The organism is Dactylosporangium sp. CS-033363, from assembly GCF_050942475.1.
Lineage (GTDB): Bacteria > Actinomycetota > Actinomycetes > Mycobacteriales > Micromonosporaceae > Dactylosporangium.
In genome coordinates, this window is sequence record NZ_CP192032.1 from 10,649,865 (window position 1) to 10,668,044 (window position 18,180).

At 71.5% G+C, this 18,180-nt stretch carries 15 protein-coding genes; 1 reads left to right on the top strand and 14 read right to left on the bottom strand.

From position 1 onward, the window contains the following. Positions 1–176: 176 nt before the first annotated feature. The 8 genes from ACQPZ4_RS49200 to ACQPZ4_RS49235 all read right to left on the bottom strand — a co-directional run bounded on the left by ACQPZ4_RS49200 (position 177) and on the right by ACQPZ4_RS49235 (position 11,031). Complete coding sequence (locus ACQPZ4_RS49200) at positions 177–2,957, bottom strand: DUF5682 family protein (RefSeq protein ID WP_433053099.1); 2,781 nt, start codon at positions 2,955–2,957, stop codon at positions 177–179. Further along, positions 2,954–4,066, bottom strand: a complete 1,113-nt coding sequence (locus ACQPZ4_RS49205; RefSeq protein ID WP_433053102.1) for an ATP-binding protein — start codon at positions 4,064–4,066, stop codon at positions 2,954–2,956. The genes ACQPZ4_RS49200 and ACQPZ4_RS49205 overlap by 4 nt, the downstream gene beginning before the upstream one ends. 12 nt (positions 4,067–4,078) lie before the next feature. Next, positions 4,079–5,380 carry a VWA domain-containing protein gene (locus ACQPZ4_RS49210; protein ID WP_433053105.1) on the bottom strand — a complete coding sequence of 434 codons (1,302 nt, stop codon included), beginning with the start codon at positions 5,378–5,380 and terminating at the stop codon, positions 4,079–4,081. Next, positions 5,377–6,723 carry a hypothetical protein gene (locus ACQPZ4_RS49215; protein WP_433053108.1) on the bottom strand — a complete coding sequence of 449 codons (1,347 nt, stop codon included), beginning with the start codon at positions 6,721–6,723 and terminating at the stop codon, positions 5,377–5,379. The genes ACQPZ4_RS49210 and ACQPZ4_RS49215 overlap by 4 nt, the downstream gene beginning before the upstream one ends. Then, entirely contained in the window at positions 6,723–7,214 is a 492-nt protein-coding gene (locus ACQPZ4_RS49220; RefSeq protein ID WP_433053111.1) for a hypothetical protein, read from the bottom strand. Before ACQPZ4_RS49220 ends, ACQPZ4_RS49215 begins: the two co-directional genes overlap by 1 nt. 67 nt (positions 7,215–7,281) lie before the next feature. Beyond that, positions 7,282–8,469: an aminoglycoside phosphotransferase family protein gene (locus ACQPZ4_RS49225; protein ID WP_433053114.1), complete on the bottom strand. Its 1,188-nt coding sequence runs from the start codon at positions 8,467–8,469 to the stop codon at positions 7,282–7,284. Positions 8,470–8,473: 4 nt separating this feature from the next. Continuing rightward, positions 8,474–10,273 carry a molecular chaperone HtpG gene (htpG, locus tag ACQPZ4_RS49230; protein WP_433067080.1) on the bottom strand — a complete coding sequence of 600 codons (1,800 nt, stop codon included), beginning with the start codon at positions 10,271–10,273 and terminating at the stop codon, positions 8,474–8,476. A gap of 143 nt (positions 10,274–10,416) precedes the next feature. Then, positions 10,417–11,031 carry a TetR/AcrR family transcriptional regulator C-terminal domain-containing protein gene (locus tag ACQPZ4_RS49235; RefSeq protein WP_433053117.1) on the bottom strand — a complete coding sequence of 205 codons (615 nt, stop codon included), beginning with the start codon at positions 11,029–11,031 and terminating at the stop codon, positions 10,417–10,419. A gap of 92 nt (positions 11,032–11,123) precedes the next feature. Here ACQPZ4_RS49235 and ACQPZ4_RS49240 point away from each other — a divergent pair, with 92 nt between their 5' ends. Beyond that, positions 11,124–11,546 carry an ester cyclase gene (locus ACQPZ4_RS49240; protein WP_433053120.1) on the top strand — a complete coding sequence of 141 codons (423 nt, stop codon included), beginning with the start codon at positions 11,124–11,126 and terminating at the stop codon, positions 11,544–11,546. Between the two features lie 427 nt (positions 11,547–11,973). Here ACQPZ4_RS49240 and ACQPZ4_RS49245 read toward each other — a convergent pair whose 3' ends face one another. From ACQPZ4_RS49245 to ACQPZ4_RS49270, 6 genes are all read right to left on the bottom strand, one after another. Next, positions 11,974–12,300, bottom strand: coding sequence for a DUF5808 domain-containing protein (locus ACQPZ4_RS49245; RefSeq protein WP_433053123.1), 327 nt, complete (start codon positions 12,298–12,300; stop codon positions 11,974–11,976). A gap of 41 nt (positions 12,301–12,341) precedes the next feature. After that, positions 12,342–13,544: an RNA polymerase sigma factor gene (locus ACQPZ4_RS49250; protein ID WP_433053126.1), complete on the bottom strand. Its 1,203-nt coding sequence runs from the start codon at positions 13,542–13,544 to the stop codon at positions 12,342–12,344. Continuing rightward, a complete protein-coding gene (locus ACQPZ4_RS49255; RefSeq protein WP_433053129.1) occupies positions 13,541–13,882 on the bottom strand; it encodes a YciI family protein in 342 nt (113 codons plus the stop codon). Before ACQPZ4_RS49255 ends, ACQPZ4_RS49250 begins: the two co-directional genes overlap by 4 nt. Positions 13,883–13,964: 82 nt before the next feature. Then, the gene (gene mgrA, locus ACQPZ4_RS49260) at positions 13,965–14,954 is read right to left on the bottom strand and encodes an L-glyceraldehyde 3-phosphate reductase (protein ID WP_433067083.1); all 990 of its coding nucleotides are present in this window, start codon (positions 14,952–14,954) and stop codon (positions 13,965–13,967) included. Between the two features lie 54 nt (positions 14,955–15,008). Next, positions 15,009–16,052, bottom strand: coding sequence for a suppressor of fused domain protein (locus tag ACQPZ4_RS49265; protein ID WP_433053132.1), 1,044 nt, complete (start codon positions 16,050–16,052; stop codon positions 15,009–15,011). A 26-nt stretch (positions 16,053–16,078) separates the two neighbouring features. After that, positions 16,079–18,124, bottom strand: a complete 2,046-nt coding sequence (locus ACQPZ4_RS49270; RefSeq protein ID WP_433053135.1) for a helix-turn-helix domain-containing protein — start codon at positions 18,122–18,124, stop codon at positions 16,079–16,081. Positions 18,125–18,180 lie beyond the last annotated feature (56 nt).

Below are 18,180 nucleotides of genomic sequence, written 5' to 3' on the forward strand. Positions count from 1 at the left end.
TCCCCACGCTAAGCACATCGATCAACTCACGCGAGCCGTGGGCGCGGTCAGCGCTTCGACCGTCCCGGGGAAATCAACCCACGCGAGCCGTGGGCGCGGTCAGCGCTTCGACCGTCCCGGGGAAATCAACCCACGCGAGCCGTGGGCGCGGTCAGCGCTTCGACCGTCCCGGGAAATCAACCCATGCGAGCCCCCGAACCGGTCAGCACGCCGGCCAAGGCCTCGGCCGTCGCGGGGAAGTCACCCAACAGGGCCAGCGGCCCGGCACCGGCCCCGGCCTCCGCGACGTGCCAGGTCGCCGGCAGCCCCAGCGCCGCGGCCAGCGCCTCCGTGGTCGCCGGGTGGGCGGCCAGGAACGGGCCCACCGGCCCGGTCGCCGGCGCCGCCACCGCAGCCGCGGCCCGGGTCGCCCGCCACGGCGGCACGAACGCGTCGACCGCGGCCAGGCCGGCCGGGAACGTGCGCCCCGCCTCCCGGATGAGCAGCGGCACCAGCTCGCTCGCCTGGTCGCGCAGCGTGGTGATGAGCGTCGGCAGCCAGGGCAGCAGCACCGGGTCGGGCAGCTTGGCGAAGGCGTTCGACATGAACTCGACCACGAACGGCGTCAGCTTCGGCGCCGGGTCCAGCGCCTGGATGAAGCCGCTCAGGTACTGCGGCACCGACGGCACCACCAGCGGGTTCGCCAGCAGCTCGGCCCCGCGCGCCCGCAGGTCGGCCAGCGGCAGCAGGCCCAGCTGGTGGTGGGCCGACCACAGCAGCGCCACCTTGCCCGGGCTCTCGGGGTGCGACTGGCGCACCGCGAGCTCCAGCTGCGCCCGGTCGCAGCCCAGCGCCAAGGCCAGCCCCTCCATCGTGAACAGGAAGCCGAGCATCGCGGCGACCTGCCGGACCCCGGTCTCGTCGTCGACGAACGCGGTCGGCAGCAGGGTGCAGTAGTGCGCGTACCCCGCGGTCACGAACGACTCCGCCCACGCCGGCAGCGTCGGCTCGGTGGCCCGGTAGTGCGCGAGCAGCCGCCGGATGCGCTTGAGCACCTCCGGGGCCTCGTCGACCGTCCGCTCGGCCGCGAGCAGCTCGACCGCGCGGGCGCCGAGCTCGTCGGTGAAGCGGCGGCTGCCGAGGAACAGGATCGAGTCCTCGACGGCCCGCAGCGCCACCGCCGCCGTGGCGTCGTGCGCCCACACCGACCGGCGCAGCCGCTGCTCCACCACCTGCTCGACGGTCACGCCCTCGTAGCCGAGCTCGATGATGTATCGCTGATGCTTGCCGATCGAGAGGTCCCAGCTCTCCTGGATCGACTTCTCGCCGAGGCGCCGGGTGCCCATGATCGGGCGTACGGCGCCGTCCGGCAGCAGGTACCGCAGCATCCACAACAGGTGCGAAGCCGGTCCGAGCTCGGGGCGCCCGGCCAGGTCGAGCAGCGCCCGCTGGACGGTCGCGCGGGTCAGGTCCAGCCCGATCGGGGCGAGCCGGTCGTAGACGTCCTGGGCCAGCGGGGGCAGCGCCTCGTACCCGACCTGCCCCACCCGGTCGCCGCCGAGCAGGATCTCGCACAGCCGCCGCACGTCCCGCCGTCCCGGCACCGAGTCCTTCTCGATGCAGGTGACCGCCGCGTCCTGGAAGTCGTACGGCGTCGGCCGCGCTCGGTTGCGCATGCCCGCCAGCAGGATCGACGTCTCGAACACGGCGATCGCATCCGCGGTACTGGCGAGATAGCCGTTGCGCCGCGCCAGCCGCACGATGTCCACGCACCAGCCGAGCAGCTCCTCCTCGTCCAGCGCGTCGAGCGCCGGCGGGCTGGCCAGGAACCCGGTCAGCTTGTCCGCGACCGGCTCGTCGGCCGCCGCGGTGCCGGCCGCGACCGCCTTGCGCTTGCGGCTGCCCTTCTGCCCCGACAGCTGAAACGGCGTGAGCTTGGCCCGGGTGACCGCCTTCTGCCAGGTGGCGGCGGCGATCGAGACCGAGCCGGAGGCCAGCCCGAACTGCCCCTCGATGGCCGAGTGGCTGGACGGGATCAGGCCGTAGAGCCACTTCGTCGCCGTGCGCGGGCTGATCTCGAAGTCGGGCACGCCCGCCGCGGTGCCGAACTCCTCGACCCGGCTGGCCGCGTGGAAGGCCCCGCAGACGTACAGGCAGGCGCCCTTGTCCACGCCCGTCCGCGCCAGGTGCTCGCGCATCCGGGTCCACATGTACCGCTCGCGGTCCTCGTCGACCCGGACCCGCCGCGAGCCGGACGGGGCGAGCCGCCGGAACAGGCTGCCGATCAGGACCATGACCTGCCGGTACGTCTCGTAGTCGGCCCCGGCCAGCGGCTGCTCGACGTACTGGTCCCACCACTCCGACCAGTGCCGCACCTTGCCGTGGTGCAGCAGGTGCTCCTCCAGCTCGGCGAAGCGCGGGCGCAGGTCACCGATCTCGATGCCGACCGCGTCGCCGTGCAGGTCGGCGTCCTCGGACTCCTCGCTGCCCTCGGCCGGTGGGGTGCCGGCCTCGTCCTGCGGCTGCCACTGGAAGACGTGGTCGGTGGAGCGGTCGACGAGCACCAGCTCGACCCCGGGCGTGTCCAGCGCGTACGCGATGGCCTGGTACTCCGCCGACGCCTCGGTGATCGGCGCGACGATGCTCAGCGGCCCCCACTCCTGCGGGAAACCGTCCAGCTGCGACGCGAACGCCTGCAGCGCCACCGGGAGCCGGCAGTTGCGCAGCTCGGTCAGCAGCGGGCCGAGGTCCTCGCACAGCTCCAGGTAGATGACCTTCGGCTGTTTCTCGCGCAGCCGCCGGACCATGGCCAGGCCCGACGCCGGCGAGTGGTGGCAGACCGGGAAGATCTCCAGCTCCTCGCGCAGCGCCCGGTCGACGTCGTCGACGATCCCGGCCAGGATCTCGGGCACCGCGCCGCGGTCGGCCAGCGCCGTGGCGGCGCCGACCAACTGCGTCCGCAGCTCGTCGAAGATCATGACAGGGTGGCAATCGCCTGCCGGCCGCCCTCGAGGAACGCCGGCCACTCCCCGCCGTCCTCCTTGCTGCGCGGCTCGACGACCCCGTGCCAGTACTTGTTCAGGATGGCCAGGTCCTCCGGGCTGCGCCGGGCCAGCGAGCCGACCAGCGACCCGGCGAGGGTCTCGGCCCGCAGGCTGCGGTCCCCGAAGAACGTGCTGTGCAGGATCGCGTCCTCCAGCACGCCGATCTGCTCGGCGGTCGACAGCGCCGACTCGAGCTTCTCGTCGTCGCTGGTCGCCGAGGCCGCCGCGGCCCGCAGGTCGGCGAAGCTCTGCAGCAGGATGTCGAGCAGGTTCGGCGGCACGTCGAGCTCGATCTGGTGCCGGCGCAGCAGCTCGGAGGTGCGGAAGCGGACGATCTCCGCCTCGCTCTTCTTGTTGGTCACCACCGGGATCCGCACGAAGTTGAAGCGCCGCTTGAGCGCCGAGGACAGGTCGTTGACGCCCCGGTCGCGGCTGTTGGCGGTGGCGATGATCGAGAAGCCGGGCTGGGCGAAGACGATGTTGTCGTCCTCGAGCTCCGGAATCGACACGTACTTCTCCGACAGGATCGAGATCAGCGCGTCCTGCACGTCGCTCGTCGACCGGGTCAGCTCCTCGAACCGCCCGATGACGCCCTTCTCCATCGCGGTCATGATCGGCGACGGGATCATCGAGGCCCGCGACTGGCCCTTGGCGATCACCATCGAGACATTCCAGCTGTACTTGATGTGGTCCTCGGTCGTGCCCGCCGTCCCCTGCACCACCAGCGTCGAGTTGCGCGAGATGGCGGCCGCCAGCAGCTCGGCCAGCCAGCTCTTGCCGGTGCCGGGATCGCCGATCAGCAGCAGCCCGCGGTCGGAGGCGAGGGTCACGATGCTGCGCTCGACGAAGCTGCGGTCGCCGAACCACTTCTGGGAGATCTCCCGGTCGAGGCCGTCGGCGCGTTCGGAGCCGAGGACGAACAGCCGGACCATGCGCGGGCTGAGCCGCCACGAGAACGGCTTGGGGCCGTCGTCCACGGACTCGAGCCAGTCGAGCTCCTCGGCGTACTTGACCTCGGCGGGGGCGCGAAGCATTTCAGTCATCTGAGGGATCTCCTATGCCAGGAAGCTCTTGAGTTCGAAGACGAGTTTCTTGATGTGCCCGGAGAGCACCGGCGCGCCCATGTCCTTGAAGCGCTGCCGGAACCAGGGGTTGACGCTCTGCTGCCCGCCGCTGCTCACCGAGCCGACGGGGATGAACTTGATGCCGGAGCGGTGCATCGCCTGCATCGCGTCGAACAGCACCTGCTGCTGCGACTCGTAGAAATCGGAGATCCACACCACCACGGTGTTGCGCGGGTCGGACACCTTCGGCTGGGCCAGCGCCATCGCGACCGTGCCGTCGGTGCCCCCGCCGAGCTGGGTGCGCAGCAGCACCTCGAACGGGTCGGCCACCCACGGGGTCAGGTCCAGCGCCTTGGTGTCGTACGCGATCAGGTGCACGTCGACCTTCGGCAGCCCGGCGAAGATCGAGGCCAGGATGGTGCAGTTGACCATCGCGTTGACCATTGAGCCGGACTGGTCGACGACCACGATGAGCCGCGCCGGGGTGGTGCGCTTCGCGGTCTGCTTGTAGAAGAGCCTGTCGACGTAGAGCCGCTCGTCCTCGGGGCTCCAGTTGGTCAGGTTCTTCCAGATCGTGCGCTCGATGTCGAGGTTGCGGTAGACCCGCTTCGGCGGCACCGACCGGTCGATCTCGCCGACGCTGGTCTGCTGCACCTGCGTCCGCAGCACCGCCGCCACCTCGTCGACGAACCGGCGGATCAGCGACTTGGCGTTGGCCAGGGCCAGGCCAGACAGGTTGTGCTTGTCCCGCAGCAGCTGCTCGATCAGCGACATGCTCGGCGTCAGCTGCTTGGCCAGCGCCGGGTTGGCCAGCACCTCCCGCAGGTGCATCCGCTTGACCAGGTCGCCCTCGATGCCGCCGAGCACGCCCGCCAGCCCGCCGGCGTTGGGCCGCCCGCGCAGCTCGCCCGGGTCCATGCCCAGCGCCTTCTCGAACCAGCCGGCGTCGGCCTGCCAGTTGGTCAGCTGGGTCGCGCTGACGTTGCCGTGCCCGGTGTTGAAGACGTTGATGAGCAGCTTGGACACCAGCGCGGCCCGGCGCACCTCGGCGCCTGCCTCGTCACCGCCCGGCTCCGGGGCCATCAGCCCCTCGAACTCGGCGGCCAGCTCCGGGTGGCGCTGCACCAGGTTGTCCACAGAGACGCCCGGGTCGAGCAGCGCCGGCGGAAGCCCGATGTCGTCGACGATGGCGACGCTCGCCGATTCGAGCGACAGCTGCTCGTCGGCCTCGAACAGGCGGCCCAGCATGCGCCAGTAGAGGACCTGGCGCCGGTTCTCGTCGGCGGTCGTCATTTGCGCAGCAACCTTCCGGCCCGCTCGCGCAGCACCTCGACCGCCTCGCCCGCCGCCTTGGCCAGCTTGGCGTCCGTGGGCCCGAGCGCCCAGTCGGCGGTGTGCACCCCGACCGGCTTCTTCTTCACCATGGCCAGCACCCCGAGCGGCTGCACCGTCCAGGTGCCGTCGTCCCAGCGCAGCAGCCCGATGCAGGCGCTCGCGGACGCCACCGCCGCCGGGGTCAGCGGCCCGCAGGCGGGCAGCCGGGTCGTGTCCAGCGTGACCGCGGACAGGTCCTCGACGAACACCGGCTCGGCGATGCGGGCCGGGTGCCGCTCCAGCGGCGGCGTGGCCGGGGCGAGCGCGCCGCCGAGGTGCACCCGCGCGGTGGTGAACGGGTCGGCCGCGTCGCCGGGCCGGGCCCGGTCGTCGCGCCAGATCAGGTCGCCGCCGGGCAGCAGCGGCATGTCGGTCAGGTCGAGCGCGCGGTGCTCGGCCAGCGCCGTGAGCAGCATCGGGTGGCCGGCCAGCAGGCGCCAGACCGCCGGGCCGACGATGGTGTCGACCTTCGCCGCGGAGACGCTCGCCCGCACCAGCCGGACCGGGGCGCCGGCCGCCTCGAGCACGCCGTGCACCTGGACCTGGACGGCGGTCGGGTGCTCGTGCACGTCGACGCCGAGGACCAGCAGCCGCCCGGTGACCGTCTCGGCCTGCGCGGCGCGCTGGGCCCGGCCGCCGTCGCGGGCCAGCAGCAGCGCGCGGCTCCACAGGTCGGCCCAGCGCCGCACGGGCACCGGCTCCATCGTGGCGATCGGGCTGCCGGCCCGCAGCTCCGCCGCGAGCCCGTCGAGCAGGACCGCGAGGCGGCGCAGCTCCGGGTCGCCGAGCGCGGCCTCGATGGCCTGGGAGGCGGCGGCGACCAGGTCGTGGTCGACGCCCCGCCAGCCGGTGATCGCGAGCTCGCGCAGCCACGACCGGGCGCCGCCGAGCAGGTGGGTGGCGGCCGCGGCCGGGCCGGGCTCGCCGTGCCACTCGGCCCGCTGCCGCCCCAGCTCGGCGTCGGCCCGGGCCAGCAGGGCGTCGTGCACCGCGCCGAAGAGCGCGATCCGGGCGGCGGCCAGGGCGAAGAGGTGGTCGTCGGCGACGGAGCCGGCCGCGATCTTCTCCACGGCCTCGGCGACCGCGTCGCCCAGCGGGCTGCCGGCGAACGCCGCGGCCAGGGCGGCCAGCGCGGCGGCCCGGTCGTCGTCGATCCGCGCGAAGCCGTGCAGCAGGCCCTCGTCGATAGCGCCGGCGGCCTCGAGCGCGGCGTCGATCTCGGCGCCGGGGGCGGCGTCGGCGCTGAACAGGGTGGCCAGCATCAGCGCTCTCCCGCCGGGGCGACGGACGGGAACCAGTGCAGCTCGGGGATGGGCTCGTCGCTGCCGGGCAGTTCCAGGTAGGCCAGGTGGCGCAGGAACCCGGCGAACACCGTCGCGGCCGGCGACGGCTCGTGGTGCGCCTTGAGCCCCTGCACCAGCGAGGTGCTCTCGTCGACCTCGATGCGCAGGTAGCGCGCCACGCGCTCGCGCCCGTACTGCAGCTGGGCCTCGTCGAGCAGCGCGACCAGATGCTTGCACGGGTAGGACCCGCGCAGCCCGCCGCAGGGCCGGTTGTTGTTGGTGCTGCAGCTCAGCCCGTGGGAGCCGGCCCCGATCGAGGAGACGTAGACCCGCTCGATGTCAGATCCGCTCGACACCACGCCCTGCAGGCGACCGTCGGCCAGTTCGACGAACGGCACCTTGGCCAGCTTGCGGGGCTGTACGGGCGGTATGACCACCGCCGTCGAGCGCGTTTCGACGCCCAAGACCATCAACCTCCAGCGTTGCGGACGTTCCGTGACGCGAGAAGTTGTATCGCATGGGTACGACAAAATCGCGTCAGGCCTGCTCCACGGCCGTTTTCAGGCAGGTCGGGACGTCGTCGGCGTGGTACGGCCATTCGCTTGGCTCGATGTTGTGGACGAAGTTGGCGTACACGACGGCGCCGAGGAGCGGGGCCACCGGCCGCAGCAACTCGACCGCGCGGGCCGGGTCACTGCCGGGCGCGACCTGCCGCCAGAGCGCCGACCAGCGCTCGATCAGCGGCCCGGCCTCCCCGGGCTCGAGGCCCTCACAGAGCCTGATCAGGTCGAACGCCGGATTTCCCAGGAAGGCGTCGCCCCAGTCGAGGACAGCGGGCGGTACCGACGCGGAAAAACGCACATTGCCCGGGTGAAAGTCCCCGTGCACAAGCGTGTCGGGCACGGCGCAGTCCTCGACCGCCGCGAGCCGGTCGGGCAGGCCGGCCACCAGGTCGTCGAGGCCGAAAATCTCGCCGAGCCACGGCTCCGCGGCCGCCACGATCTGCTCCAGCAGCAGCCCGCCGCGCCGGTCCCGGACATCGCGCTCGGCGAGTGCGTCCGCATCCTCCAGCGCCCGCCGCTGCAGCCGGTGCAGCAGATCGGCCATGGCCACGCGGTCCTGCGCGGGCGCAAAGAAGCCGTCCTCGCCCGGCAGGTGCCCGAGCAGCTGCCGGCCGGTCCCGTCGGCCGCGATCAACGGCGGGGCGGCCCCGGGCGCGACGGCGCCGATCCACGCGAGGACCTCGTGCTCGGCCCGCAGAAACGGGGGCAGGTGCTTGAGCCAGACGGTTCCGCCCGCCGTCTCCAGCCGCCACAACCCCGACAGGTTCCAGGTTTTCCGCTGCCGGATTTCCTTGGGTGTACCGTACGCAGACCGCTCCAGCAACCCCCGCGCCCACGCGAGCGACTCGGCCGGCCCGCCCACCTCCGCGAAGGGCGCCCGCTGCGGATGTGGGGCCGGCTCGAACGACGTCGGCACGAGTTCTGGCTTGCCTTGCTCAAGCTGCGCGAGGTACCGGACGAGGCCCCCGTGCGGATGCGCGCGATCGGCGTGCAGGAGCCGCAGGACGCTCACCCGCGCCCCGAAGCGCTCCCGCGCGCCGTCGACGATCTCCTCGACCTCGGGCCACCAGGGCGAACCGACCTCGAACGGCGGCAGCTCGCCCAGCACACCGCCGTCCCCGTCGACGAGCACGAGGACGACGATGCGCGCGGGAAACGTCATGGCCTTACAGCGATCGGGCCAGGCGGTCGGCCAGCAGCCGCGTGAAGCGGGACGGGTCGGCCAGCTCGCCGCCCTCGGCCAGCAGCGCCATGCCGTACAGCAGCTCGGCCGTCTCCCCCAGCGCCGGCGCCTCCGGGTCGGCCGTGAAGGCGTCGCGCAGCCCGGTCACGAGCGAATGCTCCGGGTTCAGTTCGAGAATGCGCTTGGTGTGCGGCATTTCCTGACCCATCGCGCGGTACATCTTCTCCAGCGTCGGCGTGATGTCGTGCTCGTCGCCGACAATGCACGCGGCCGACGTGGTCAGGCGCGTGGAGAGACGCACCTCCTTGACGTCCGACTCCAGTTTCGTGCCGAGCCACGACAACAGCGGCGCGAATCCCTCGCTGCGTTCGGCCGGAATCTCCTCGCTGCCGAGGTCGACCTGGCCCTTGGCCACCGATTGCAACTGCTTGCCGTCGTACTCCGGGACCTGCTCGACCCACACCTCGTCGACCGGATCGGTGAGGATGAGCACCTCGTACCCCTTGGCCAGAAAGGCCTCCAGGTGCGGCGAGTTCTCGACCATCGCGCGCGATTCACCGGTCATGTAGTAGATGGCGCTCTGGCCGTCCTTCATCCGCCCGACGTAATCGCGCAGCGAGGTCGGCTCCTCGGTCGAATGCGTCGAGGGGAGCCGCAGCAGGTCGAGCAGTGTGTCGCGGTTCTCGGCGTCGTCGAGCAGCCCCTCCTTGAGGGCGCGGCCGAACTCGTTCCAGAACGTGGCGTACCGATCGGCGGGCAATTCCTTGAGCGTCGAGAGCACCTTCTTGACCAGGCGCCGGCGGACCACCTGGATCTGCCGGTCCTGCTGCAGAATCTCGCGGGAGATGTTGAGCGAGAGATCGTGCGCGTCGACGACGCCCTTCACGAATCGCAGGTACCGCGGAGTAAGCGCCTCGCAGTCGTCCATGATGAAGACCCGCTTGACGTACAACTGGACGCCCCGGTGCCCGTCGCGCATGAACAGATCGAAGGGCGCGCGGGCCGGGATGAACAGCAGCGCCTCGTATTCGAAGGTGCCCTCGCCGCGCATGTGAATGGTCTCGAGCGGGTCGGTCCAGTCGTGGCTGACGTGCTTGTAGAACTCGTTGTACTCCTCGGCGGCGACCTCGCTCTTCGACCGCGCCCAGAGCGCCTTCATCGAGTTCAGCGGCGCTTCTTGGTTTTCTTCGCCCTGCAGGCGGATCGGCCAGGCGATGAAGTCCGAGTACTTCTTGACGATCTCGCGGACCTTCCATTCCGCGGTGTAGTCGAAGAGCTGGTCCTCGCTGTCCTCGGCCTTGAGGTGCAGCGTGACGCTGGTGCCCTGCGGGGCGTCGTCGACGCTCTCGATCTCGTACGTGCCCTCGCCCGCCGACTCCCACCGCGTGCCCTGGCTCTCGCCGGCCTTGCGGGTCACGAGCGTCACCTTGTCGGCGACCATGAACGTCGAATAGAACCCGACGCCGAACTGCCCGATGAGCTCGGCCCGCTGCTGCTGCTCGGACGATTCCCGCAGCTGCTTCAGCAGTTCCGCCGTGCCCGACTTCGCGATGGTGCCGATGAGCGAGACGACATCGTCGTGGGACATGCCGATGCCGTTGTCCCGCACGGTCAGGGTGCGCTGATCCTTGTCGATTTCGAGCTGGATGTGCAGGTCGCTGGTGTCGACCTCCAGCTCCTTGTTCACAAGGGATTCCAGGCGCAGCTTGTCCAGCGCGTCGGAGGCGTTCGAGATCAGCTCGCGCAGGAAGATGTCCTTGTTCGAGTAGATCGAGTGGACCATCAACTGCAGCAGCTGCCGCGTCTCCGCCTGGAACTCCAGCGTCTCGCTCACTCCGGCTCCCCTTCAGGCTGTTGCCCGCCTCGCGCGGGTCTAAGGCCGCCGAAAAGGATACTCACCTCGGCGCGTGCGGGATGGCGCAAGTGTCAACGGATCACGTCGAATCCGGCGATCATGGCGTCGACGGCGAACGTGAAGCGGTTGGCGTCGTCGATGCCGGCGAGCGTCTCGACCGCCTCGACCAGCAGCGGGTGCCGTTCGGCGTCCGTCGGCGTCGGGCCCTCCGGACCGATCGCCACCTCGGCGGCGGCGTGCCCGAGCACGAACAGGGTCAGCGCGTTCAGGGCGTCCAGGGCCGCGCCGAGCTCGAAGCCGGCGTCGGTCAGCATGCGCAGGCCCGCCTCGGCCGCGTCCAGCGCCGCCGGGGTGACCACGGGCCGGTTCACCGCGGGCAGCAGGTACGGGTGGCGCAGCAGGACGGCCCGCAGATCGTGCGCGTACCGCCGCAGGTGACCCTGCCAGTCGCCGCCGGGCTCGGCCGGGTGCACGGCGGTGAACAGGCGCTCCACGATGCCGTCGATCAGGGCGTTCTTGTTGGGCACGTAGTGGTACAGCGTCATCGCCTCGACCCCCAGCTCGGCTCCCAGCGCGCGCATGGTGAGCGCGCTCAGGCCCTTGCGGTCGACGAGCGAGAGGGCGGTGTCGAGCACGTGTTCGCGGGTGAGGCCGGCGCGCTCGCCGCGCTGACGGTTCGCTGCCAAGCCTGGTCTCCCTCGGCGGGGTTGCGGTTTCTTACGCCGTAAGTCTACACTCGGCCCCATCAAACTTACGCCGTAAGAAAGGCAGGTCGGCAATGGACGCGAACAAGCAGGTCGTGACCGGTTTCTTCGAGGCGCTCAACGAGCGGCGGGTCGGCGACTGGGATCAGTACATGGCGGCCGACGTGATCGATCACAACAAGATCATCTTTGGCGAGGAGGACGCTCCGGGGGCGGCGTTCGAGGGGTTCAGGCAGCAGCTGGATGCGTTCGGGGAGGGCGGGCTGTATCCGGAGCAGGTGATCGCGGAGGGGGAGACGGTCGCGGTGCGGCTGGTCGCGCGGGGGACGCATACGGGGTTTCATCCGCGGATGCCGGAGCCGACTGGGCGGTCGTTTGAGGTGGAGCAGATGTGGATCTTTACGGTTCGGGACGGGAGGATCTCGGAGATTCGGGGGGTCAGTGATCGGTTGGGGATGTTTTTGCAGTTGGGGTGGGATTGGCCGACTGTGGGGTGAGGTGGGTTGGGGGCGGGGGGGCCGGGGGGGGGGAGGGGGGCCGGGGGGCAGGTAAACAAAACCCACACTCACGGGCTCGGGTTGGCCGGGGGCAGGCAGGTAACACCACGCACAGGGGGGCCGGGTCGGCTAGGGGTTGGGCCAGCAAACACCGCACGCATCGAAGCCGGGTCGGCTAGGGGTTGGGCAAGCAAACACCACACGTGTCGGGTCCGGGTGGCTAGGGGTTGGGCAAGTAACCCCGCGCATCGGGTCCGGGTCGGTTCGGGGCAGGCGAGCAACCGCGCGCATCGGGTCCGGGTCGGTTTGGGGCAGGCAGATAGGCCCGTACGCGTCGGGTTCTGCGTCGGGTTCTGGTCGTCTGGGTTGAGCAGGAAGGGCGTCCGGGTTTGGCCGGGTGGCTAGGTGGCTGAGTTTGCTTGGGCGGTCAGCGGCCCTGGTGGCCGGCGACTGTGCCGATGGCGATGCTCAGGGCGATGAAGGCAAGGAGGCCGAAGACGGTCTGCCAGGCGCGGCGGTGGCCGAAGTTGATCGTCCAGCCGAGGCCGAGGCGCTTGGGGACGAAGAGGTTCGGGTCGTCTGGGTTGGCGTAGATGAAGCCGTACCAGCCGCGTTCTTCGTCGCGGCGACCCGGGCGGGTGCGGACGCTGATGGGCGCGCCTCGGCGGTTGAACGGGATGACGACTACGGCCAGCGCACAGACCGCGACGATCAACGCGACCGCGAGCAACTGGGCGAGCACCGGATGGGTCATCTTTCGAGCATCCCACTCGCCGACAAGATGGTCGAGCGCTGCTACGAGAGCGAGGGTAGGAGGTTCGCACGTTGGGTGAGTAAATAATCACGTTCCGCCGTGTTGGCTGTCAGTTCGGCTGCCGTTTCGTATGCCTCACCGGCCTCCGCCGTGCGGTCGGCTCGGCGCAGGAGGTCGGCTCGGACTGCGTGGAAGACGTGGTACCTGGTCAGCGGCAGGTCCTCGATCAACCGCAAGCCGGCTTCGGGGCCGTCCAGCTCCGCGACCGCCACGGCTCGGTTCAGGGCTACCACCGGTGAGGGTGACACGACCATGAGCTGGTCGTACAGCTGGACGATCTGACGCCAGTCGGTCGCCTCGGCGGTCGGGGCGTCGGTGTGGACTGCGTTGATCGCGGCCTGGAGCTGGTAGGGGCCGGGGCTGTCGCGGCGTAAGCACTCCCGGACCAGGCGGTGGCCCTCGGTGATCGCCGCTCGGTCCCAGCGCGAACGATCTTGACGTGGCAACGGCACCAGGGCGCCCTCGGCGTCGACTCGGGCTGGGCGGCGGGCGGCGGACAGGACCATCAGGGCCAGCAGGCCGGCCACCTCCGGCTCGTCCGGCATGAGGCGGCGGAGCATGCGGCCCAGGCGGATGGCCTCGGCGCACAGGTCGTCGCGGACCAGGGGGCCCGAGCTGGCGGCGTAGCCCTCGTTGAAGATCAGGTACACCACAGCCAGGACGGCGGTCAGGCGGTCGGGCAGGTCGGCGGCGCGGGGCATGCGGTACGGGATGCCGGCGTCACGGATTTTGGTCTTGGCGCGGACGATGCGCTGGGCCAGGGTCGGCTCGGGCACCAGCAGGGCGCGGGCGATCTCGGGGGTGGTCAGGCCGCCGAGGAGGCGCAGCGTGAGCGCTACCTGGGCGTGCCGGGCCAGCGCCGGGTGGCAGCAGGTGAAGATGAGCCGGAGGCGGTCGTCGGGCTCGTCCGGGGGGATGTTGTAGATCAACTCGGCCTCGGCGTGCTTCTCGGCGCGCTTGGCGTCGCGGCGGAGGCGGTCGATCGCGTGGTTGCGCGCGGTCGTGATGATCCACCCGGCCGGGCTGGGCGGCGGGCCGTCGTCGGGCCAGCGCTGCAGCGCCGCGGTGAAGGCCTCCTGCACCGCCTCCTCGGCGAGGTCGATGTCGCCGAAGGTGCGGACCAGCACGGACACGGCACGGCCGTACTCCTCCCGGAAGACCCGCTCGACCGCCCCACCCCTCATCGGAAGGGCCGCACCTCGACCGGCAGCGTGGTGGCCTCGGCGCAGCGGCGGCCCCACTCGAGGGCGGCGTCGAGGTCCTCGCACTGGATGATCGTGAAGCCGCCCAGGTGCTCCTTGCCCTCGACGAACGGGCCGTCGGTGACCAGCACCTCGCCGTCCTTGGGGCGCAGCGTGGTCGCGGTGGACGGCGGGAACAGGCCGCCGCTGAAGACCCAGACCCCGGCCTCCCTGGCGCTGCGCTCGTACGCCGCCACCCGCTCCATGATCTTCTGCATCTCGGCGGGCGGCGGCGGGTCACCCTGGCTCGGCTCGATGACCGCCAGCAGGTACTGCTTCATGCTCTTCCTCCTCGTGAAGCGACTTCCACCGGCCATACGAACGGAGCCGACCCGAATTCGACATCGCTGCCGGAAAACGAGCTCAGTGCGCGCTGGATTTCGCCCACAGGTTGATGCCCGACTCGGTGGCGTGCTTGTCGATCGCGGCCAGTTCCTCCGCCGAGAAGACGAGGTTGCCCAGCGCCGCCACGTTGTCCTCGAGCTGCGCCACGCTGCTCACCCCGATCAGCGTCGACGTGACCCGCGAGTCGCGCAGCGTCCAGGCCAGCGCCATCTGGGCCAGGCTCTGCCCGCGGGCCGAAGCGACGTCCCGCAGCGCGCGGATCTTGCCCAGGTTCTCCTCGGTGAGCCAGTCCGGCGAGAGCGAGCTGTTCTCGCTGGCCCGCGAGCCGGAGGGCACCCCGTTGAGGTACCGGTCGGTGAGCATCCCCTGCGCCAGCGGCGAGAAGGCGATGCAGCCCATCCCCTCGCGGTCGAGCACGTCGAGCAGGCCGTCCTCGATCCAGCGGTTGAGCATCGAGTACGACGGCTGGTGGATCAGCGCCGGCGTGCCGAGGTCCCGCAGGATCTGCGCCGCCTCCGCGGTCTTGGCCGGGGAGTAGGAGGAGACGCCGACGTACAGCGCCTTGCCGGCCCGCACCGCGGCGTCGAGGGCGCCCATCGTCTCCTCGAGGGGCGTGTCGGGGTCGAAGCGGTGCGAGTAGAAGATGTCGACGTACTCGAGGCCGAGGCGCTTGAGGCTCTGATCGAGACTGGCCGTGAGGTACTTGCGCGAACCGAGGTCGCCGTAGGGGCCCGGCCACATGTCGTAGCCGGCCTTGCTGGAGATGACGAGCTCGTCGCGGTACGGGCGGAAGTCGGTGGCCAGGATGCGGCCGAAGTTCTCCTCCGCCGAGCCGTAGGGCGGGCCGTAGTTGTTGGCCAGGTCGAAGTGGGTGATGCCGAGGTCGAACGCGCGCCGGGCGAGCGCGCGATGGCCGTCGAGCGGCCGGTCGTGGCCGAAGTTGTGCCACAGTCCGAGGGAGACGGCGGGCAGCTTGAGGCCGCTGCGGCCGGTCCGGCGGTACTGCATCTGGTCGTAGCGCGAACCGTCTGCGGAATACGTCACGACCCCACACTAAAACCGCTAGCCGATGGTGCGGACCACGTTGCCCTCAGGATCGCGGATCTCGGAGCGGACGATCTCCACCACGATCGGTCCGGCGCCGGCGGCGACGCGGACGCCGGCCGTGGGTACCAACACCTGGAGCAGGCCGTCGAGGGCCTCGCCGGTCAATCCGATCTGGAGATGGTTCTCGAAACCCTCCTCGGTGGCGATGTAGAAGCTGTCCGAGGCGAACTCGACGCTGCTCTCCGGCCCGTCCAGGCGCAGCGTGCGGCCGAAGGGCAGGCGGCCGACCAGCGTCTCGGCGACCCGCGGGGCCACGTGGGCGCCGATGACCAGGCGGACCAGGTCGCCGTCGGGGCGCCAGCCGAACTCGGCCAGGGCCAGGGTCGCGGTGGACGAGCCGTCGAGGCGGCGGCCCCCGTCGACCGTCTCGGCCACGGCCGGGTCGTCGGTGAGCGAGGCGCGGTCGAGGTCGGTGACGAGCAGCGGGATGCGCCCGGCGAGCAGGTCGAGGAAGGCGTGCACGCTCCAGGCCTGGGTCGCCGCGTACTCGTCGGCGGTGATGCCGACGACCTGCAGGAACTGCACCGCGCCGTTGGGGGAGTCGATCGCGCCCAGCTCCGGGTCCTCGGTGAAGACGACGGCCCGGATGAGCGTCTCGCGGTCCAGCGCGATGGGGCCGTTGAGGTCCATGTGGTGGTTGGGCTCGAACCAGTTGCCGGTCTGGAAGACGTACCGGGCGAGGTTCTGCAGGAAGTTCGCGGCCCAGATCGGCGGCTCGGTCTCGGCCGGGTCGCGGCGCACGCGGAAGGTGAACTCGAAGCCCCAGCCGGACTCGTCGGGATTGTCGGACTGCTTCCCGTAGAGCTCGCTCATCCCGTAGGTGACCGCGTGCCAGTGCGGCACCGGGTCGAGGCGGGGATAGAAGCTGATGCCATCGAGCGGATCGGGGCCGCCGAGCGCCCACTTGATGATCGTGCCGAGGTGGCGCGGCTCGACGCCGGGGTAGATCTGCTCCAGCGCCGCGTCGATGGCGTCCCAGCCGGGCGTTTCGGAGGTCATGACGTGAATTAAACCCGCTCGATGAGCTAAATTCCCAGCCGCGCCGCGACCATGGCCGCCGCCGGGTGGCCCAGGCGCTCGTAGATGGCGTGGGCCCGGCGCCAGAGCCCGATGGCCGGCGCCCCGTCGAGCGCGTCGCCGAGCCGGGTGGCGGTGTCCGCCTCGTCCAGCCGGTCGCCCAGTTCGGTGTACTGCTCGAGCGCCGCCCGCAACCGATCGAGTGAGCGTTCGCGTTCGCCCAACGCCGCGTGAACCCGGCCCAGATGCGCCAGCGCGGCCGCCACCTCGTGCGGGTCGGCGTGCAGCGAAAGCGCCGCCTCGCCGTGTGCGACCGCCTCCGCCGCGCGACCGGCCTGCGCGTAGTGCCACGCGGCGGCGGCGTGCGCGGCGGCCTGGCCGTGGCGGTCCCCGGCCCGGCGGAACAGGGCCAGCGCCAGCTCGTCGTGCACGATCGCCTCGGCGAAGCGGGCCATCGACTCGAGCAGCGCGGCGAGGTCCTGCCGGCAGTGGGCGGCCGCGGCCGGGTCGCCCTGCGCGAGGAAGCAGTCCGCCGCCTCCCGCAGCCGGCGCAGGGCGGCCTCGTGCTGGCCGGTGCGCAGGTACGCGGCCGACTGGGCCCGCTGCGCCCGCGCCAGCAGCGCCGCGTCGCCGAGCCGCGAGGCCGCGCGGATGGCGATCTCCTGCGCGGCGATGCGGTCGTCCCAGCGCCCGGCCGCGTCCAGGTGCTCATCGAGCGCGTCGGCAATGCGCCAGGCATCACGGTACCGCCGGCGCCGCATCGCCAGCGCCAGCACCGCGAACTCGGTGGCCTGGCTGACGAGCCGGTCCTGCATCTCGGCGCGCTCGGCCGCCGTGGTGCGCGCGGCCGCGTGTTCGCGCAGCAGTGCGTGCATCGCGAAGCGGCCCGGCCGGACCTCGGTGACGAGCTGTGCGCGGCTCAGCTCGGTCAGCGCGTCCACACTCGACTGTCCAATGAGGACGTCTGCCTCGGCCGCCGACACGTACGGGCCCGGATGCGCGCCGAAGCCGCGGAACAGGTGCTGGGCGGCCGGGCTGAGCAGGTCGTACGACCAGGCGAACACCGACTCGTCGGGCACGGCCGCCAGCCGCAGCTCGGGATGCAGGGCGACGCGCGCGGAGACCACGGCGAGCGCCATCGGCAGCCGGCCGCACGCGGTGATGATGCGGTCCACGGCGTCCGGCTCGGCCGCGGTGCGCTCGGCCCCGATGCGCGCGGCGAGCACGGCCCGTGCCTCGGTGCGGTCGATCGCCTCCAGCGGCACCGTCACCACACCGTCCACTTCGGACAACCGGCCCGGTCCGGCGCGGCCGGTGACGATCGCGACGCTGTCCCCCGCGGCCGGCAGCAGCGGGCGGACCTGCGCGGCGTCGGCGGCGTCGTCGAGCACCAGGAGCACGCCGCGGCGGGCGGTGAGGGTGCGGAACAGTCCGGTACGAGCGGACATGCCCAACGGCAGATCGGCCGGTGCGACACCGAGGGCGTCGAGCAGCATGCGCAGCGCCTCGGCGGGCGGCAGCGGCGGACCCGAGGGGTCGGAGCCGCGCAGGTCCAGGAAGATGGCGCCGCCGGGGAAGCGGTCGGCGATGCGGTGTCCATAGTGGACGGCCAGCGCGGTCTTGCCGACGCCGCCGGGGCCGGCGAGCACCACCGCGCGGGTGCCGGGCAGCAGGCCGTCCAGGCGGGCGATCACCCCGGCGCGACCGGCGAAACCCGGGGTCGCGGGCGGAAGTCCGGGCCGGTCGGCGGGGTGGGCGGCGGCGACCGGGAGGGGCGGTTCCAGGGTCTCGATGCGCTCGCGGGCCGAGGCGAACGCGCCGCGCTCGGCGGGGCTGGCGCCCAGGAGACGGACCAGGGCGTCCAGGCGCTCGGCGGGCGGCAGCGCGCGACCGTCGAAGTAGGCGCCGATCGCCGTGCGCGGCCAGCCCGTGCGCGCGGCCAGCTCGGCGAACGTCAATGGGGACGAGCAGACCCGGCGCGCCTGCCGGCGACGCAGGTCGCGCAGGAGGCCCGAGAGCTCGTCCAGGGTGGAGACGCCCGATGGATCGACCACGTGCGGAAGCCTGCCACAGCGCATCAACTTCGGCGTGGCAAAACGAGCGATGCCCT

Bases quoted from the DNA above. Each gene is read 5' to 3' on its own strand.
- ACQPZ4_RS49210 (WP_433053105.1), bottom strand. From the start codon at position 5,380: ATGACGACCGCCGACGAGAACCGGCGCCAGGTCCTCTACTGGCGCATG.
- ACQPZ4_RS49200 (WP_433053099.1), bottom strand. From the start codon at position 2,957: ATGATCTTCGACGAGCTGCGGACGCAGTTGGTCGGCGCCGCCACGGCG.
- ACQPZ4_RS49240 (WP_433053120.1), top strand. From the start codon at position 11,124: ATGGACGCGAACAAGCAGGTCGTGACCGGTTTCTTCGAGGCGCTCAAC.
- ACQPZ4_RS49250 (WP_433053126.1), bottom strand. From the start codon at position 13,544: ATGAGGGGTGGGGCGGTCGAGCGGGTCTTCCGGGAGGAGTACGGCCGT.
- ACQPZ4_RS49215 (WP_433053108.1), bottom strand. From the start codon at position 6,723: ATGCTGGCCACCCTGTTCAGCGCCGACGCCGCCCCCGGCGCCGAGATC.
- ACQPZ4_RS49255 (WP_433053129.1), bottom strand. From the start codon at position 13,882: ATGAAGCAGTACCTGCTGGCGGTCATCGAGCCGAGCCAGGGTGACCCG.
- ACQPZ4_RS49245 (WP_433053123.1), bottom strand. From the start codon at position 12,300: ATGACCCATCCGGTGCTCGCCCAGTTGCTCGCGGTCGCGTTGATCGTC.
- ACQPZ4_RS49225 (WP_433053114.1), bottom strand. From the start codon at position 8,469: ATGACGTTTCCCGCGCGCATCGTCGTCCTCGTGCTCGTCGACGGGGAC.
- ACQPZ4_RS49205 (WP_433053102.1), bottom strand. From the start codon at position 4,066: ATGACTGAAATGCTTCGCGCCCCCGCCGAGGTCAAGTACGCCGAGGAG.
- ACQPZ4_RS49265 (WP_433053132.1), bottom strand. From the start codon at position 16,052: ATGACCTCCGAAACGCCCGGCTGGGACGCCATCGACGCGGCGCTGGAG.
- htpG (WP_433067080.1), bottom strand. From the start codon at position 10,273: ATGGTCCACTCGATCTACTCGAACAAGGACATCTTCCTGCGCGAGCTG.
- ACQPZ4_RS49220 (WP_433053111.1), bottom strand. From the start codon at position 7,214: ATGGTCTTGGGCGTCGAAACGCGCTCGACGGCGGTGGTCATACCGCCC.
- mgrA (WP_433067083.1), bottom strand. From the start codon at position 14,954: ATGCAGTACCGCCGGACCGGCCGCAGCGGCCTCAAGCTGCCCGCCGTC.